This is a genomic window from Mesorhizobium sp. LHD-90 (genome assembly GCF_030929505.1).
GTDB lineage: Bacteria > Pseudomonadota > Alphaproteobacteria > Rhizobiales > Rhizobiaceae > Kumtagia.
This window is the reverse complement of the sequence record NZ_JAVFVV010000013.1, coordinates 67,592-84,235: the sequence shown is the minus strand read 5'-3', so window position 1 is coordinate 84,235 and position 16,644 is coordinate 67,592. Positions and strand designations below refer to the sequence as shown.

The 16,644-nt window shown below is 63.9% G+C and carries 21 protein-coding genes; 8 read left to right on the top strand and 13 right to left on the bottom strand.

Annotation, left to right across the window (positions count from 1 at the left end; translation table 11 throughout):
• Positions 1 to 138: 138 nt before the first annotated feature.
• Positions 139 to 1,155: a class I SAM-dependent methyltransferase gene (locus RB623_RS19155; protein ID WP_308058534.1), complete on the top strand. Its 1,017-nt coding sequence runs from the start codon at positions 139 to 141 to the stop codon at positions 1,153 to 1,155.
• A 2-nt stretch (positions 1,156 to 1,157) separates the two neighbouring features.
• On the opposite strand, the gene fabI is transcribed toward RB623_RS19155, so the two are convergent.
• From fabI to fabA, 3 genes are all read right to left on the bottom strand, one after another.
• Positions 1,158 to 1,970: an enoyl-ACP reductase FabI gene (fabI, locus tag RB623_RS19150; protein ID WP_308058533.1), complete on the bottom strand. Its 813-nt coding sequence runs from the start codon at positions 1,968 to 1,970 to the stop codon at positions 1,158 to 1,160.
• A 124-nt stretch (positions 1,971 to 2,094) separates the two neighbouring features.
• On the bottom strand, positions 2,095 to 3,312 hold the full coding sequence (gene fabB / locus RB623_RS19145) for a beta-ketoacyl-ACP synthase I (protein ID WP_308058532.1): 1,218 nt from the start codon (positions 3,310 to 3,312) through the stop codon (positions 2,095 to 2,097).
• A gap of 35 nt (positions 3,313 to 3,347) precedes the next feature.
• A complete protein-coding gene (gene fabA / locus RB623_RS19140; RefSeq protein WP_308058531.1) occupies positions 3,348 to 3,863 on the bottom strand; it encodes a 3-hydroxyacyl-[acyl-carrier-protein] dehydratase FabA in 516 nt (171 codons plus the stop codon).
• 231 nt (positions 3,864 to 4,094) lie between these two features.
• Here fabA and irrA point away from each other — a divergent pair, with 231 nt between their 5' ends.
• Together irrA and RB623_RS19130 are read left to right on the top strand one after the other, a co-directional pair.
• Complete coding sequence (irrA, locus tag RB623_RS19135) at positions 4,095 to 4,520, top strand: iron response transcriptional regulator IrrA (RefSeq protein ID WP_308058529.1); 426 nt, start codon at positions 4,095 to 4,097, stop codon at positions 4,518 to 4,520.
• Between the two features lie 8 nt (positions 4,521 to 4,528).
• Positions 4,529 to 4,900, top strand: a complete 372-nt coding sequence (locus RB623_RS19130; RefSeq protein WP_308058528.1) for a DUF4260 domain-containing protein — start codon at positions 4,529 to 4,531, stop codon at positions 4,898 to 4,900.
• Positions 4,901 to 4,903: 3 nt separating this feature from the next.
• On the opposite strand, the gene RB623_RS19125 is transcribed toward RB623_RS19130, so the two are convergent.
• Entirely contained in the window at positions 4,904 to 5,452 is a 549-nt protein-coding gene (locus RB623_RS19125; RefSeq protein ID WP_374121708.1) for an SH3 domain-containing protein, read from the bottom strand.
• Positions 5,453 to 5,623: 171 nt separating this feature from the next.
• Between RB623_RS19125 and RB623_RS19120 the strand changes: the two genes are divergently transcribed.
• Together RB623_RS19120 and RB623_RS19115 are read left to right on the top strand one after the other, a co-directional pair.
• Positions 5,624 to 6,625, top strand: a complete 1,002-nt coding sequence (locus tag RB623_RS19120; protein WP_308058527.1) for a D-glycerate dehydrogenase — start codon at positions 5,624 to 5,626, stop codon at positions 6,623 to 6,625.
• A gap of 76 nt (positions 6,626 to 6,701) precedes the next feature.
• A complete protein-coding gene (locus RB623_RS19115; RefSeq protein WP_308058526.1) occupies positions 6,702 to 7,691 on the top strand; it encodes a 3',5'-cyclic-nucleotide phosphodiesterase in 990 nt (329 codons plus the stop codon).
• A gap of 51 nt (positions 7,692 to 7,742) precedes the next feature.
• Here the strand turns inward: RB623_RS19115 and RB623_RS19110 are convergent, their stop codons facing one another.
• The 5 genes from RB623_RS19110 to RB623_RS19090 are packed head-to-tail and all read right to left on the bottom strand — an operon-like array spanning position 7,743 to position 11,305.
• The gene (locus RB623_RS19110) at positions 7,743 to 8,342 is read right to left on the bottom strand and encodes a GNAT family N-acetyltransferase (RefSeq protein WP_308058525.1); all 600 of its coding nucleotides are present in this window, start codon (positions 8,340 to 8,342) and stop codon (positions 7,743 to 7,745) included.
• Entirely contained in the window at positions 8,339 to 8,824 is a 486-nt protein-coding gene (locus RB623_RS19105; protein ID WP_308058524.1) for an aconitase X swivel domain-containing protein, read from the bottom strand. The genes RB623_RS19110 and RB623_RS19105 overlap by 4 nt, the downstream gene beginning before the upstream one ends.
• Positions 8,821 to 10,074: an aconitase X catalytic domain-containing protein gene (locus RB623_RS19100; protein ID WP_308058523.1), complete on the bottom strand. Its 1,254-nt coding sequence runs from the start codon at positions 10,072 to 10,074 to the stop codon at positions 8,821 to 8,823. The genes RB623_RS19105 and RB623_RS19100 overlap by 4 nt, the downstream gene beginning before the upstream one ends.
• The gene (locus RB623_RS19095) at positions 10,071 to 10,550 is read right to left on the bottom strand and encodes a GNAT family N-acetyltransferase (protein WP_308058522.1); all 480 of its coding nucleotides are present in this window, start codon (positions 10,548 to 10,550) and stop codon (positions 10,071 to 10,073) included. Before RB623_RS19095 ends, RB623_RS19100 begins: the two co-directional genes overlap by 4 nt.
• Positions 10,547 to 11,305, bottom strand: coding sequence for a molybdopterin-synthase adenylyltransferase MoeB (locus tag RB623_RS19090; protein ID WP_308058521.1), 759 nt, complete (start codon positions 11,303 to 11,305; stop codon positions 10,547 to 10,549). Before RB623_RS19090 ends, RB623_RS19095 begins: the two co-directional genes overlap by 4 nt.
• 144 nt (positions 11,306 to 11,449) lie before the next feature.
• On the opposite strand from RB623_RS19090, the gene RB623_RS19085 reads away from it, so the two are divergent.
• Complete coding sequence (locus RB623_RS19085; RefSeq protein WP_308058520.1) at positions 11,450 to 12,256, top strand: isocitrate lyase/phosphoenolpyruvate mutase family protein; 807 nt, start codon at positions 11,450 to 11,452, stop codon at positions 12,254 to 12,256.
• Here RB623_RS19085 and RB623_RS19080 read toward each other — a convergent pair.
• Entirely contained in the window at positions 12,253 to 12,963 is a 711-nt protein-coding gene (locus tag RB623_RS19080; protein WP_308058519.1) for a sulfate transporter family protein, read from the bottom strand. The two genes, RB623_RS19085 and RB623_RS19080, sit on opposite strands and share 4 nt — an antisense overlap.
• Positions 12,964 to 13,125: 162 nt before the next feature.
• Here RB623_RS19080 and RB623_RS19075 point away from each other — a divergent pair, with 162 nt between their 5' ends.
• Both RB623_RS19075 and RB623_RS19070 read left to right on the top strand, forming a co-directional pair.
• The gene (locus RB623_RS19075) at positions 13,126 to 14,118 is read left to right on the top strand and encodes an adenosine kinase (RefSeq protein ID WP_308058518.1); all 993 of its coding nucleotides are present in this window, start codon (positions 13,126 to 13,128) and stop codon (positions 14,116 to 14,118) included.
• A 672-nt stretch (positions 14,119 to 14,790) separates the two neighbouring features.
• Entirely contained in the window at positions 14,791 to 14,943 is a 153-nt protein-coding gene (locus RB623_RS19070; protein ID WP_308058517.1) for a hypothetical protein, read from the top strand.
• 4 nt (positions 14,944 to 14,947) lie between these two features.
• Here the strand turns inward: RB623_RS19070 and RB623_RS19065 are convergent, their stop codons facing one another.
• From RB623_RS19065 to RB623_RS19055, 3 genes are all read right to left on the bottom strand, one after another.
• Positions 14,948 to 15,199: a DUF982 domain-containing protein gene (locus tag RB623_RS19065; protein WP_308058516.1), complete on the bottom strand. Its 252-nt coding sequence runs from the start codon at positions 15,197 to 15,199 to the stop codon at positions 14,948 to 14,950.
• A gap of 410 nt (positions 15,200 to 15,609) precedes the next feature.
• Positions 15,610 to 15,972: a DUF559 domain-containing protein gene (locus tag RB623_RS19060; protein ID WP_308058515.1), complete on the bottom strand. Its 363-nt coding sequence runs from the start codon at positions 15,970 to 15,972 to the stop codon at positions 15,610 to 15,612.
• Between the two features lie 116 nt (positions 15,973 to 16,088).
• Positions 16,089 to 16,538: a hypothetical protein gene (locus tag RB623_RS19055; RefSeq protein WP_308058514.1), complete on the bottom strand. Its 450-nt coding sequence runs from the start codon at positions 16,536 to 16,538 to the stop codon at positions 16,089 to 16,091.
• Positions 16,539 to 16,644 lie beyond the last annotated feature (106 nt).

The following is a 16,644-nucleotide window of genomic DNA, read 5'->3' as shown; positions in this document are numbered from 1 at the left end:
AGCTATCGGAGGCTACAGACAGCGCCAACCGCGCGGCAGGCGCTGGGCTGGCGGCGCATGCGCGCGCCTTCCGCCAGGCGGCTTCCCGAGCAGGCGTCGATGCATCAGCGTAGACCAGTGGAGCAGTCCGCAGCAACCATGTCCCGCGAAACGCCCGCCGTCCTGTTCCATCCCTTCGTGTCGGGCGAATTGCCGGTGCCGGACGCCAGCAAGCGTGTGCTGTTCCTGGGCGCGGAGCCGGGTTTTCGGCTGCCGGAAGGTTTTGCGGCCCGGCTGAGCCTAGTGCAGGGATTTCGGCCGTCGTTTCGCACTTTGGAGAAGGCCGGCTACGATGTCTCGCCCGTTCCGGAAGGCGAAAACTACGACGCCGCGCTGGTGCTTTGCGGCAGGCATCGCGGCGAGAATGAAATCCGCCTCGCCGAGGCCGTCGCGCGCACCAACCCTGGTGGCCTGATCGTGGTCGCCGGCGGCAAGGATGACGGCGTCGCGAGCCTGCGCAAACGCGTCGGCGCGCTTGTCCAGATCGACGGGCACCTGCCGAAAAGCCACGGCGTTGTCTTCTGGCTGCGCCGCCCCGCCGAACCTGGAAGCGCCCTGGCCGGTCTGCGCGCGGAAGCGGAAACCGGCCTCGTCGAGGGCCGTTTCAAGACCGCGCCCGGGATGTTTTCGCACGATCGCGTCGATCCCGGCTCGAAGCTGCTGGCCGCCAACCTGCCGGCGGACCTTGCCGGCCATCTCGCCGACTTTTGCGCCGGCTGGGGATATCTCGCCGCCGAGGTCGCCGCGCGTTGCGAAAAGGTCAGATCGATCGACCTCTACGAAGCCGACCATGCCTCGCTCGAGGCGACCCGGCGGAACCTTGCGGACTCAAGCGTGCCGCTGCGTTTTTTCTGGCACGATCTCGCCGACGAGCCGGTGAAGGAACGTTACGACGCTATCGTCATGAACCCACCCTTCCACACCGGCCGGCAAGCCGAACCGTCGCTCGGGCAAGCGATCATTAAGGCTGCTGCCGGCGCGCTGAAGCCGGGCGGCAGGCTGTTATTGGTCGCCAACCGCCAGTTGCCCTACGAACGGACGATCTCAGAACATTTCTCCAGCCTTGCCGAGATAGCCGGCGACAACCGTTTCAAGGTGATCGCTGCGCGGCGGTGACCTCAGCCGTGTTCCGGATCGCTCTGCTTCAGCTCTTCCAGCGTCGGCATCGAGACGATGTGATAGCCCGAATCCACGTAATGGATTTCGCCGGTGACGCCCGAGGATAGGTCCGACAGCAGGTAGAGGGCCGAGCCGCCGACCTCGTCTAGGCTCACGGTGCGCCTGAGTGGCGAGTTGCGCTGCTGGTAGGAAAACATGTGGCGGGCGTCGGAAATGCCGGCGCCGGCCAGCGTGCGCACCGGTCCGGCTGAGATTGCATTGACCCTGATGCCGCGCGGGCCAAAATCGTTGGCGAGGTAGCGTACGCTCGCTTCCAGTCCCGCCTTGGCGACGCCCATGACGTTATAGTTGGGCATGATGCGGACCGAGCCGGCATAGGTCAGTGTGATCATCGATCCGCCATCCGTCATCAGTGCGGCGGCGTTGCGCGCCACCTCGGTGAAGGAATAGCAGGAGATCACCATCGTGCGGATGAAGTTCTCCCGGCTGGTGTCGGCGTAAAGGCCCTTCAGCTCGTTCTTGTCGGAAAAGCCGATGGCGTGGACGATGAAATCGAGTTTTCCCCATTCGTTGCCGAGCGTCTCGAAGACGCCGCTGACCGACGCGCTGTCCTCCACGTCGCAAGGGATCACCAGCGAGGCGCCGACCTTGTCGGCCAGTGGCCGCACGCGCCGTCCGAAAGCCTCGCCTTGATAAGTGAAGGCGAGCGACGCGCCGTGCTCCGCCAGTTTCTGCGCAATGCCCCAGGCGATCGAATGATCGTTGGCGACCCCCATGACGAGGCCACGCTTGCCCTGCATAAGTGGGGTCATGGTGAAGGATCCTTGATAAAGCGAGTAGCGAGTAGCGAATAGTGAGTAGCGAATAGCAGGAACAAACCGGTTTGCCGCTCGCTGGCTGCTCCCTGCTATTCGCTATTCGCTATTTTCTGTTCGCTCAACTGTAGCGCTGGAACACCAGCGTCGCATTGGTGCCACCGAAGCCGAAGGAGTTCGACAGCACCGTGTCGATCTTTGCATTGTCGATGCGCTCGCGCACGATCGGCATGCCCTCGAATTCGGGATCGAGCTCCTCGATGTGGGCGCTCTTGCCGATGAAGCCGCCCTGCATCATCAGGATCGAATAGATCGATTCCTGCACGCCGGCCGCGCCCAGCGAATGGCCGGTAAGCGACTTGGTCGAGGTGATGTAAGGCATCTTCTCGCCAAAAACTTCGCGGATCGCCGCCATTTCGCGCGAATCGCCGACCGGCGTCGAGGTGCCGTGCGTGTTGATGTAGTCGATGGGCGTCTTCACCGTGGCGATCGCCTGCTTCATGCAACGCACCGCGCCTTCGCCCGACGGGGCGACCATGTCGTAGCCGTCAGAGGTCGCGCCATAGCCGACTATCTCGGCATAGATTTTCGCACCGCGCGCCTTGGCCCGCTCCAGTTCCTCCAGCACGAGGACGCCGGCGCCGCCGGCAATGACGAACCCGTCGCGGTTGACGTCATAGGCGCGCGAGGCGGTGGAGGCGCGGTCGTTGTATTTCGACGACATGGCGCCCATGGCGTCGAACAGGTTGGACATGGTCCAGTCGAGATCCTCGTGGCCGCCGGCAAACATCACGTCCTGCTTGCCCCACTGGATCATCTCCGCCGCGTTGCCGATGCAATGCGCCGAGGTCGAACAGGCTGACGAGATCGAGTAGTTCACGCCGTGAATCTTGAACCAGGTGGCGAGCGTCGCCGAGGCGGTCGACGACATCGCCTTCGGCACGGCGAAGGGGCCGATGCGCTTCGGGCTGTTGTTCTTCTGGGTGATCTCCGCCGCCTCGACGATGGTGCGGGTCGAGGGGCCGCCCGAACCCATGATGATGCCGGTGCGCTCGTTGGTGACGTCGCTCTCTTCCAGCCCCGCGTCGACGATCGCCTGCTGCATGGCGACATGGTTCCAGGCGCCGCCCTTGTGCAGGAAGCGCAGCGCGCGGCGATCGATCATGTCCGTCGGGTCGAGCGTCGGCGCGCCCCAGACCTGGCACTTGAAGCCGTGCTCGGCGAAGGAATCGGAGAAGCTGATGCCCGACTTGGCGTCGTGCAGCGAGGCTTGCACCTCGTTGGCGTTGTTGCCGATCGAGGAGACGATCCCCAGCCCCGTGACGACGACTCGTCTCATGATGCGCTCCTACAAAGACCGACGCGTCGGGCCGATCAGGTTGCGGACTGTTTCGACAGGCCGACCTTCAGGTCGGTCGCCGCGTATATGGGCTCGCCGTCGGCCTTCAGCCAGCCGTCCGCGATGCCAAGCACCAGCCGTCCTCGCATGACCCGCTTGAAATCCACGCCGTACTCGACCTTCTTGACCGACGGCGTGACCATGCCCTTGAACTTAACTTCGCCGGTCGACAGCGCCATGCCCTTGCCGGGTTCGCCCAGCCAGCCGAGATAGAAACCGGTCATCTGCCACATGGCGTCTAGGCCCAGGCATCCGGGCATGATCGGGTTGCCGATGAAATGGCAGCCGAAGAACCACAGGTCCGGCTTGATGTCGAACTCAGCGCGGATGAAGCCCTTGTCGAAGGCGCCGCCCGTCTCGCTGATCTCGGTGATGCGGTCGAACATAAGCATCGGCGGATAGGGCAGTTGCGCGTTTCCGGGCCCGAACAACTCGCCGCGCGCGCAGGCCAGCAGATCTTCGTAGTCGTAGCTGGATTTTGCGCCTGCCATGGTTTCAGCCTTGTCTCGCCTGGCGTCCGGCCGCTTGTCATGCCGAACGGTCTTCACGAACCGTTGCAGTCCGGAAATCGACGTTAGCGATTATCCTGCCGGCCCTGCCCGGTCAATGCACGCCTATTGATCGTCTGCGGACAACCGAATATATGCTCTTAACGGTTTTATGCGCATATTTGCCGCTTTCGTGGGGCAAGCGTCGGGAATTGGGGTCAGATTGGCGGGACGATGAAGTCGCCTAACGACAGGATCAGCGTGGACGAACGCGTGCGCCGGGCCGGATTGCGCCCGACACGCCAGCGCGTGGCGCTTGCCGATCTGCTGTTCGCCAAGGGCGACCGCCATCTCTCGGCCGAACTGCTGCACGAGGAGGCGCTTGCCGCCGGCGTGCCGGTTTCGCTGGCCACCGTCTACAATACACTGCACCAGTTCACCGAAGCGGGGCTGCTCCGCATCCTGGCGGTGGAAGGGTCGAAGACCTATTTCGACACCAATACGTCGGATCACCACCATTTCTTCATCGAGGGCGAGAACGCCGTCTTCGACATCATGTCCGGCCCGATCAAGGTCAGCAATCTCCCCGAGCCGCCGGAAGGCATGGAGATCGTCAACGTCGACGTGGTCGTGCGCCTGCGCCGGAAGTCCGACCTCTGATATCCTGAATGCTTCTTCCAAGATGGATGGATGTCACGCTCAAGCTTGAGTGGGCATGCGGGGCGGTAGCGCTTCTGCTCGCGTTCACGGCAATCGACGGATCGTGGTTGCTGTTCGCCGTGCTGGTGCTGGCGCCCGACTTGTTCATGCTCGGCTATCTGGCGGGACCGCGTATCGGCGCCTTCGCCTACAATCTGGCGCACACGCTGATCGGGCCGGTGCTGCTGGCCGGCATCGGTCGGGTGACGGATAGCGATGTCATGTTACAGATCGCGCTGATCTGGGCGTTCCACGTCGCCGTCGACCGGGCGCTCGGCTACGGGCTGAAACTGCCCACGTCGTTCCAGGATACACATCTCGGCCGTATCGGCAGGGGCTGACCCTCAATCCTTGATCGTCTCGCCTGGGTAGGCGCCCCACACCAGCGTCTGGTTGAGCCACCCCGTATGGCCGGCGAAAGCCATCCGGCACCAGTCGCCATTGCATTCCTTGATGACGCCGACGGCACCGGGCTCGATCGCTGCCGTCTTGCTCGCGTCCTTGCGCGGCTCGGAGAGCAGGTCGATGGTCGTTTCCTTGCCGCGCTGCCAGGGTGCTGCGATCGCCGTGCGCTTGCCCGACAGCAGCGACTGGTTGATCCAGCCCTCGGCCCCGTCGGCATCGCGCACGCGCCGCCAGTTGTCGTATTCCTGGATGATCTCCATCGGCAGGCCGGATTTCAGATACATCCAGTCGACCGGATAGCTGACGCCGGGCCCGATGCGCGAGTTCACACGGCCGGACTTCAGGCTGACGAACCGAGGCAGCGGCAGGCCGCTGGGCCCAAGCGTCGCGCTTTGGCCGATTGCGCCCTGCGCCGGCGATGGCCCACAGTCCAGCGGCAGCAGTGCTATACCGGTCAGCAGGGCGATTGTGGCGGCACGAAGCGACACGGGACCAGACCTTTCGTACACCTGAACTCGAAGCACCTGCCGGACGGCTGGGCGCCTTTTTCTTTGTCATCGGCCCGACCGCTTGTTACACAGGCTCTCGCGCCGGACCGGCTTCAAGTTTCGCCTGTCTTGGTTAAAGAGGTCTCAACGGGACCCGGATTCGAGGAAACAATGGCGGGTAAGAAAAAGCCTCTCGTCGTCATTACCCGCAAGCTTCCGGACCAGGTCGAGACCCGCATGCGCGAGCTTTTCGACGCAAGGCTGAACGTCGACGACCGCCCGATGACCCAGGCCGAACTGGTCGCTGCGGTCAAGGAGGCGGACGTGCTGGTGCCGACGGTCACCGACCGCATCGACGCGCCGCTGATCGAGCAGGCCGGCAAAGCCCTCAGGCTGATCGCCAATTTCGGCAACGGCGTCGACAAGATCGACGTTGAGGCGGCGGCCCGCAAAGGAATCACCGTCACCAACACGCCCGGCGTCCTGACCGAGGACACCGCCGACATGACCATGGCGCTGATGCTCGCCGTGCCCCGCCGGCTGACCGAGGGCGCCAACATCCTTGAGCATCCGGCGAAATGGGAGGGCTGGTCGCCGACCTGGATGCTGGGGCGCCGCTTCACCGGAAAGCGGCTCGGAATCGTCGGCATGGGACGAATCGGCACCGCCGTGGCGCGCCGCGCCAAGGCCTTCGGCCTGTCGATCCATTACCACAACCGCCACCGCGCCCTGTCAAGCATCGAGGACGAGCTGGAGGCGACCTACTGGGAGAGCCTCGACCAGATGCTGGCGCGCATGGACATCATTTCCATCAACTGCCCGTCGACGCCCGCGACTTTCCATTTGCTCTCGGCGCGGCGGCTGGCGCTTCTGCAACCGACGGCATACATCGTCAATACGGCGCGCGGCGACCTGATCGACGAGGAGACGCTGATCAAGATGCTGCAGGACGGCAAGATCGCCGGCGCCGGGCTCGACGTGTTTGAGCATGAGCCCGCCGTCAACCCAAAACTGGTGAAGCTCGCCGCCAGGGGCAAGGTCGTCATCCTGCCGCATATGGGTTCGGCCACCATCGAGGGCCGCATCGACATGGGCGAGAAGGTCATCATCAACATCCGCACCTTCTTCGACGGACACCGTCCGCCGGACCGCGTGCTGCCGAACCGAACCTGAGGCGTCGCGGCCTCGTCCGACACGGCTGCGTCATCAGCGGGCGCTATGCGCTCCCAACACAATCGAGGGGCCCTTCATGAAACGGACGATTTTGTTCGCGCTCGCGGCATGTTTCGCCTTGCCGACACTCAGCCGGGCAGGCGAGGGCTTCGACGTGGTGACGCTCGGCGCACGCGGTGGCATCGAGGACGGCAATCTCAGCGCCTACCTGATTTCGCCGCATGGGGACCCGCGCGGTGTAACCTGCGATGCCGGCGCGCTGGTCGCCGGACTGCGCGTCGCGGAAGCCAAGGGCGCCTTCGACACGGTGACTGTTCCGGCCGATTCGCCCTACACGCGGGTGGGCTACATGCTGACGGACCGGATCAGGGGCTATCTCATCAGCCACGCCCATCTCGACCACATCGCCGGTCTGATCGCCGCCTCGCCGGACGACGCCAAGAAGCCGATCTACGCGCTGCCCTCGGTGAACAGCGACATCGAGCAGACCTACTTCAATTGGGAGGCCTGGCCCAATTTCGGCAATAGGGGCAAGGAGCCGCTGCTCAAGAAATACGAGTATCGCGACCTGCCGGCGTCCGGTAAGGTGGAGCTTACAGGGACAGGCATGAGCGTCACCGCCTTCCCGCTCAGCCATGGCGGGGTGGAATCAACGGCCTTCCTGGTCGAGAACGGCAAGGACGCGCTGCTCTGCTTCGGCGACACGGGGCCGGACGAAGTGGAAAAGGCGACGAGAATCGCCGACATCTGGACCGCCGTCGCCGACAAGGTTCGTGCCAGGCAACTGAAGGCCATCATCATCGAGGTGTCCTACACCAATGCACAGCCGGACAAGTTTTTGTTCGGGCACCTGACGCCGGCCTGGCTGCTGAAGTCGCTGCACGGACTGGAAGAGAAGGCCGGAAAAGGCAGCCTCAAGGACCTGCCCGTGGTGATCAGCCACATCAAATATTCGCTGAAGAAAGGTCCGTTGCCGCAGGAGGACATCCTGAAGGAGTTGCAGGCGGGCAATGATCTCGGCGTGAATTTCATCATCCCCGAGCAGGGGATGAAGTGGCGGTTCTGAGGAAGGGCAGCAAATGGAGTGTCGACCTTTGCGCGCTACCTCAAATGACGGTCAGGAGGTAGAGCGCTCCGGACCAAGACCTTTCTTCATCATCATCCAATTCTTTGGACCGGACCGTCCGGAATAGGCGATCCAGGGAAGCGTCTCAGCCATCGCGTAGCCCATGCGACCGTAGAGTGCGATTGCCGAAGCGTTGGTGTCTTCGACGACAAGTGAGAGCCCCTTCGCACCGCAAGTAACCGCCAAACCAGTTGCGTGGGCCAACAACTCTTGCGCCAGGCCCTTGCCGCGAAACTCCGGATAGACGGCGATGGCCAGGATCGACCAGTATCCGGGCAGGCGCGTTTCCAGTGTCACCAACGGTTGGATTGGCGATCCGGGATCGAGTACTTCGTTTTCGTCTCCGGTGAGCAGGCTGCCGACAAGACCGCCTGCCACCTCTCCGTCCAGTTCAATCAGGTGAGCCCTCGAGAAGTGATACGCGCTATTCGAGTCGGCCGATGCCGCTCGACGCGCGACCGATAGCACGGCGTGATCCGCGTCCAGATCGCGTAACCAACTGCCCAGATCGATTCCGTGCCCAGCTATGTCGACGATAGCGGCCACATGCAGCGCGTCGTTGCGGGTGGCGGTTCGGATCAACACCGTCATGTTTTGATCTCTGCTGGCTCACAGACGCTATCGGCAATTCTAATCGAACCATCGGCCCCGACAACGACCCGCGCACATGCAAACGTTGGAAATTGACCTGAATCAAGCCTCACAGCCACCGGCGTCGGCCACCCCATTTCGCGCGCCACGATGATGCCGAGCAATAGGATCGCGTCCGGCTCATGCATGACGATGGCCGTCGGCGCATGGCCGTTGCGGACAAGCTCCAGCAGCACGGCCGAGGCCGAGGACGAGCCGATGGTGCCCGGCAGAAACAGAATTTTTCCGGCAATGGTCGCGCCATGCTCGGGATGGCGCACGTCGGCGATGCGACCGCTTGCCGGATCGACGCCGCCCCAGAAACTGATCGGCGCCGACAGCACCAGCGCCTCGCCCGTGCCGGCCGTTCCCGGCACCAGCACTTCCGCCAGAAGCCGCTGCGGTGGGGGCTCTTTCTGCGGCGATGTATCGGCGCCCGTCATGCGGCCGGCCCGGCATAGGCAGGTCGTCCGGCGACAGCACTTTCCACGCATTCGGCCATCGAGCCGTAGAGCACGGCATAACCGGTGTTGCCCGGCGCGTACTGTGCGAATTTTCCGGAATTGGTCATCAGCACGCCGCCTGTCCTGTCGGGCAGGATCGGCGTGACTACCACGCAGGTGTCCGCGACCACGACCACGCCAGCGGCCTCCAGCGCCTTGCGGCGGCCGTCCGCTTCCAGGGACGCCAGCACATGCCGGCCGGTGCAGGCATAAAGCGGCACGGCAAGCTTTCGGCCGGCGATCAGCGCTTCGAGACGTTCGACCTCGGCCGCCGAAAGATGCGGGCTACCGATCGCCACGGCGTCGACGCGGTCGACGCTTTCGGCCGTGGAGAGCCGCACCTGCGCGTCGCGTGCCATCTGGTCGGTCACCACGATGCTCGTTTCCGGCGACTGCTCGCCGAGCGCTGTGGCAAGGTCGGGCGCTTCTGGCGTGACGCCGGCGATATGGAACAGCCCGACCTCGCCGGTGGAGGCCGCCGCCGCGCCGAAGGCTTTCAGCGCGTCGTCGCCGGGATGGGCATCGACGCCGACGACAACACCGACCGTGTCACCAACGAGCCGCCCGTACAGGCTGCCCAGAACCGGCCAGGCGATCTCGGACCGCGTAAAGGCAACCGGCAGCTTGCGGAGATCGAAAACCAGCCTGGCCCCGCGGTTCTCCGGCCGGTGCAACCCGCAGTCGGGCGCGCGACCCGATATGGCGCAGGCGATGTCCAGAAAATCGCCGTAGCGGTTGGTGCGCGCTCCGAGCGCGGAATTGCAGAACACCACGGCATTCGATTCACCCCAGGCGACGTCGCTGCCGAAAGCCGGGCGGTGCCCGGCTTGATAGGGCGCGCAGGTCCAGCTCGGCTCGCAGCCGAGTTTCCGATAGGCGTCCATCATGCGCCGTGCCATGCCGCGCGCCGGCTCCTCCAGCCGCCCGCGCGAGCAGCCCGTCAGGTCCAGCGCGCCGACATTCAGCGTCGAGCGCACCACGACCCGCGCGCCGCCCGCGACCAGCCTTTCGGCGAACAGCGTGCCGGAATCGCCGTGATAAAGCGCCCCGTCTATATGCGCCGAGGCGATCGGGATCAGCCGCGGCGCGCCAAGCAGCCGGGCGCTTTCGGCAACGATGCGCATCGCCATCGCCGGGCTGTCCTGCCCGGCGGCGATTGTCCGTTCCTGCTCGTTCAGCGACAGGCTCACGCCAAAACCCTGCGCATGGTGATCGAGGTGGGCCTGTCAAAACCCGGATGCGCCGTGCGTCCTGTCTCGAGGAAGCCGAGCCGGGCGAAGGTTCTTTGGTTGCCCTCGAGCTCGATCCGCGTCTGCAATTCGATGACCGGCTTGCCGCCCACGCGCGCAAAACGCTCGGCCGCTTCGACCAGCAGCCTGCCGATGCCCTTCCCCTGCAAATCCGGCTCGACCGCCAGCTTGCCGAGATAAAAATGGTCGCCGCACTCGGCGAGCGCGACGCAGCCGGCCAGCCGGCCGTCCGTATGTGCGAGGAAGATAGTTTCGGTCCGTGCCTTGGTGCGCAGCGAGTCCGCTGTCAGTTGGTGGGCGGAGGAGGGCGGATCGATGATGCCGTCCATATAAGAGAAGGCGCGGCGGACCAGCGCCAGCAGCCCGTCCCAGTCGTCGAAATCCGCCTGTAGCGGCGCCACCTTCACACGGTTCATAGCGCTGCCTTGTAGCGGATCGTGTCGAACTGCGCGGCCAGCCCGTCATAGAGCAGCAGCCGGCCGACAAGCGGCTCGCCTATGCCGGTGATCAGCTTGATCACTTCCATCGCCTGCAGTGTGCCGATCACGCCAGTGAGCGCACCGAGCACGCCGGCTTCGGCGCAGGACGGCACCATGCCGGGCGGCGGTGGTTCGGGAAACAGGTCCCGGTAGGAAGGATTCTTGCGACCGTCGGCCCCCGCCTCGAAGGGTTTCAGCACGGTCAGCGACCCGTCGAAGCGGCCGACCGCCGCATGCACCAGAGGCTTTTCCTCCGCCGTACAGGCGTCCGCCACGGCGTAGCGGGTGTCGAAATTGTCCGAGCCGTCGGCGACCAGATCGTAGCCGCGCACAAGCTCGCGTGCATTGTCCGCCGTGATGCGGAAATCATGGGTCTCGACGGTCACGTTCGGGTTGATGCGGGCGATGGAGCGCGCGGCGCTGGCGTTCTTCTTGTCGCCGACCGAGCCGGTGTCGTGGATTACCTGCCGCTGCAGGTTGGAGAGCGACACCGTGTCGTCGTCGACAACGCCGAGCGTGCCGACGCCGGCCGCCGCCAGATATTGCAGCACCGGCGCGCCGAGCCCGCCGGCGCCGATCACCAGCACGCGGGCGCGCTTCAGCTTCTGCTGGCCCGGCCCGCCGACCTCCGGCAGCACGATGTGGCGCGCGTAACGTTCGAGTTCGTCGGAGGTGAAAGGAGCGGCGTTCATGGCGGGAAGATAACGTGGCCGCAGACGGATTTGAATGGCGCTGCCGCCGCAAACCGGCAGGAGTGTTTCAATCCACCGCTTTGCCGCGCCGTCGCGGCGGAGTAAAATTGACCAACGGATGAATTCCAGCAAGCGGGTACGGTCATGGACAAGGGCAGGGTTTTTCACGATCTCCATCAGGCCGCCGGGGCCTTCGTCATGCCGAATCCGTGGGATCCGGGCACGGCCAAGCTGCTCGCCTCGCTCGGCTTCAAGGCGCTGGCCACCACCAGCGCCGGTTTTGCCTTCTCGCGCGGGCTGGTGGATGGCGCGGTCGGCTTCGAGGCGATGATGGCGCATTGCCGTGACATGGTCGCGGCCGTCGACCTGCCGATCAACGCCGACCTCGAAAAAGGCAAGGGCGACAGCCCCGACAGCGCCGCGGAGACCATCTTCGCCGCCGAGGCGGCCGGACTGGCGGGCTGCTCGATCGAGGACCATACCGGCGATCCCTCCAATCCCATCTACGGGTTCTCGCAGGCCGTGGAACGTGTCGCCGCCGCGGCGGAAGCCGCGCGGGCGGTGAAGCACGGTTTCGTCTTCACCGCACGCTGCGAGAATTTCCTGTGGGGCAGGAACGATCTCGACGACACCATCAGGCGGCTGCAGGCCTTCGCCGGAGCCGGCGCCGACGTGGTGTATGCGCCGGGCATCTCCGACATCGAAACGGTGCGGACCATCTGCTCCTCTGTGTCGCGCCCGGTCAATGTGCTGGCCGTGCCGGAACTGACGGTGGCGGCGCTGGCGGAGGCCGGCGTCAAGCGCATCTCGCTCGGCTCTAAACTCACCAATTTCGCTTTCGGCGCGGTCCGGCGGGCGGCAGCCGAAATCCTCGAAAACGGCTCGTTCGAGTTTTCACGCCAGGGCATGTCCTTCGCCGAGATGGGAGCGCTTTTCTCCAAAGCCGGCTAGCCCCGCCGCCTTTCCTCGGCCGCGACCGCCTTGTGCAGGTGCACCATCATGGCGCAGGCGAACAGTGGTGATAGCAGGTTCAAGAGCGGCACCGCCATGAAGGCGGCGATGACCAGGCCGGCGAGGAATACAGTGCCGGCATTGCGCCGCCTCAACGCCTTGGCTTCCGCCTCGGGCTGAAAACGCATCACCGCGAATTCGAAGAACTCGCGGCCGATCAGATAGCCGTTGACGACGAAGAAGGCGCCGATGTTTATCCCCGGCACCAGCAGCAGCATCAGCGCGAAAAAATTGCCGGCAATCACGATGCCGAAGAATTTCAGCGACAGCGCGATGCTGGCCAGCGCTGGTATCGGACGGCCGGGCGGGTCCGACGGGTAGTCGGTCCGCTCCACCAGTTCGGCCACGTCGTCGAGGAAGAAGCCGGCGACGATCGCCGTCACCGGCGCGATCAGCAGGGCAAGGCCCAGCGCCAGCCCGATGCCGGCGACAACAGCCGCGACCACGCCGAGCCAGCCGGCCCAGCCCGGCAGGCCGGGCAGAAGTGTGTCGAGCCACGGCCAGGCCAGCCATTCGAACAATTGCACCAGCCCGAACCACAAAGCGACGAGCGCCAGCAGCGTCAGCCCCAGCGTCTTGAAAAACACGCCGCGGAACGGGGGAGAAAACAGGTGGCCCAGTGCGGCGCGGGCGCTTGCGAGGATCATGCTTTGCTGGTCTCCATGATTTTCGCCGCGCCGATGCGATCGACATGGGGATCGCAGGGCACGCGCACAAGAAACTTGCGCGGCGCGACGGCCCATCTCTGGACCCGGCCGCGTCGTCTGTGCAAGAACGCCAAGGATTTGCCCACCGCCGGAGTTTCCTGGATGAGCCAATACGATGTGCTGTGCATCGGTAACGCGATCGTCGACATCATTGCCCAAGCCGACGAGGCGTTTCTCGCCGACAACGGCATCATCAAGGCGGCGATGAACTTGATCGACACCGACCGCGCCAACCTGCTCTACGAGCGTATGGGCCCGGCCATCGAAGCGTCCGGCGGCAGCGCCGGCAACACGGCGGCCGGCATCGCCAGCTTCGGCGGGCGCGCCGCCTTCTTCGGCAAGGTGGCGGAGGATACGCTCGGCGACATCTATTACCACGACATCCGCGCCCAGGGCGTCGCCTTCGACACCAGGCCGCTGAAGGGTCCGCCGCCGACGGCGCGCTCGATGATCTTCGTGACGCCGGACGGCGAGCGCTCGATGAACACCTATCTCGGCGCCTGCGTCGAGCTCGGCCCGGAGGACGTCGAGCCGGAGAAGGCGAAGGGTGCGCTGGTCACCTATTTCGAGGGTTACCTGTGGGATCCGCCGCGCGCCAAGGACGCCATCCGCATGACCGCGAAGCTGGCGCATCAGGCCGGCCGCCAGGTGTCGATGACCCTGTCGGATTCCTTCTGCGTCGACCGCTATCGCGGCGAGTTCCTCGAGCTGATGCGCTCGGGCACGGTCGATATCGTCTTCGCCAACAGCCACGAGATCAAGTCGCTCTACAAGACCAGCTCGTTGGAGACGGCGCTGGACTTGATCCGCAAGGACTGCAAGATCGCCGCCGTGACGCGCTCCGAAAAGGGCTCGGTGATCGTGCGCGGCGACGAGACGGTGACGATCAAGCCGATCCCCGTAAACGAGATCGTCGACACCACCGGCGCCGGCGACCTCTATGCCGCGGGTTTCCTCTACGGCTACACCACCGGCCGCGACCTGCAGCATTGCGGCGATCTCGGCTCGCTGGCCGCCGGCCTCGTCATCCAGCAGATCGGCCCCCGGCCGCGCCAGAATCTTCGGGCCGAGGCCGAGAAGGCCGGACTGCTGTAGGAGTGCGGGAACGCTTTTTGTCCGGGCACGGGTTCTCGCTCCCGCGCTTTTTGGCCGGGTCGTTGAAAAAAGGTCGGGAAGACGGGCGGCCGCAAGCTCGCTCATCTAAATTTTTATGCGGCCTTGCGACCGCCCGTCCGGCGACTTTTGGCCCTGTCCCGTTCCGCTTCACGACAGCTCCGGCTCTGGTGTTTCCACCTCGGCTGGCCGTGCTTAAGCACTCGTCCAGTGCGCTCCGCACGTAGTTGCGGAGGAGGAACCTTCGGACAAGACTTCCCCGGCCATGCCGCTTCGTCGGCAGCATGACGGAGGCGCCGGTCTCTCCCCGCTAACGAACGACTCCGGAAGCGTTCCCGGCGGGAGAAACTGCGCAAAAGTATGCGCGTGGTTTTGGGGAGGGGGATAAGTTTCTTGCAAAATCGTGTCGCAAGAAAATTTCCGACGGCGTGCCAGAGGCCGGCAAGCATCGGGAACCGTTAGATTTTTTCTGTCGACGCCAGTCGTCAATCGCTTCGGCTTTTTTGCAGGGCCGAAAAGACTGTCCCCTGTGGCGAAGCCTGTGCTATTGGCGCGGCCCGTTTGCCCGGGCCGGCCTCTTCTTGCGCGCCGGGTTGTGTTCGCCGGCCGATGCTTTTAGGCAGGGGGCTACGCAACGACAAAAAGGAGAAGCCGATGCCGAGGCCGCCCAACTACAATCACGAACGCAAGGAACGCGAGCGCATCAAGGCCGCCAAGAAGGCGGAAAAGCTGGCCGCCAAGGCCGCGAAAAAGCAGTCGGAGACGGACGAAGCCGAGCCCAACCCCGAGACCGAAAAGGCCGAATAGACGTTCAGACCTTGTCGGCGACCAGCACGGACGCCTCGCGCGCCGCGGCGACGAAAGCGCGGCGCGCCGTCATCGCCGGCTTGGTCCCGGCCAGCGCATCGTGGCAGGCCTGCAGCGCCTCGCGGTGTTTTGGGCCGCGCTTGCCGGACCAGCCGGACAGCAGATAGTCGTTCGCCTCGCGGGCGGTCTTCAGCACCTTGTCAGGCCCTTGCGCGGACTTGACGGTGACGGACGTCTCGAAGCGATTGTTTTCCATGGCCGGCGTCTTACGCCTGTTGCAGTGCAAAAGCGAAGGGAATGTGAGTGGGTATTTGATTAGCTACCGAGCCAAGCTCGACTGAAGACCATGATGTCGGCGGCCAAGCGAAAATCCCCTCTCTTGGATTTTCTACGACTTAGCGTCGCTTGTTCCCTCGCCCGTCGGGCTCGGCGCTCCGCTAAGATCGTGAAAATCCATTCTCCCCCGCAAGGGGGGGAGATAGCGCGCTCGGCTGTTTCCGCCAATCGTTAACGTTGGACATTGGCGGCGAGATCGCGGCAGCGTTCTATCTCCCCCCTTGCGGGGGAGAAAGCGATTTCAACACCTTAACCGAGCAGGGCGAAGCCCGTCACCGAGGTTAAGTGTTAGAAATCGCAAGAGAGGGGATTTCTTGGATCGAAAGCTCCTCACCGATCCGACAGCCTTGCCTTCGCCTCCAGCAGGATTTGGTAGCAGACGCCGTCGATGTTTTTCGTCACGTCGTCGTTCCAGAAGCGCAGGGTGAGAAACCCTTGCGTCTCGAAATGCCGGTCGCGCGTTACGTCCCGCGACGATTCCGAATGCTGTCCGCCATCAACCTCCAGGATCAGTCGGGCCTCGAAGCAGACGAAGTCGAGGATGAAGCCGTCGAGCGGCACCTGCCGCTTGAATTTCAAGCCTTCGAGTTGCTTGTTGCGCAGTGCCTGCCACAGGATGTTTTCCGCCTTGGTCGCGTCGGCCCGCATGGCGCGGGCGAATTTGCGATGAAGGGGTGGGACCGACTGGCGCATGACAGTTTGTTGAAGACCCCTCTCTTGCAAATTCTAAGGACTTGGCTTCGCCAAGCCGACGAATTTGCTTTCTCCCTCCCGCCCACTTTCGCCAATGAGCACGTCGCCCGCGCAAGCTAAATGAGTGCAAGGACAACGTTGTTCACGAGGTCAGTCACCACGTCGTCCGCCTGTGATTGCGTCACGACAACTTGCGAGGGGTGGGCGGCGATATTCCGGCGCTTCAATTTCTCTCGCAGGATTTCGATAATGTTCTTCGACAAAAGAGATGCGGTTTGGCACACCTCAATAACTTCAGCCTCTTTAAGATCTTCAAAGTGATCTTGGCTGATAATCATAAGGGAAGCTTTTTTTTGATAACGCCGAGATATGGCGGAATTGAAATCTGCTAAGCGCTGCGCGTCCCTCATGATCCAACGCAGCAGATGGTCGAAGGCTAAATTCCAAGTCATGACGATGCAAGCACGGTATGCCTCGACGCGGTAGCACTTCATTGCTTCGAAGAGGAATGTCTTTTCCGCGAGGTCGGGAACTTTACCTGGGAGGTCAGAGAGTAGTTTGCTCACCTGAATCACGCGGTCGTGCAAGCCATATTTAGAGTCCAGACTGGACCTGACAGCACGCGCAAGCTTGTAACCACCCCGGTCCTTCAATAAGTCTGGAGGCTTCGAA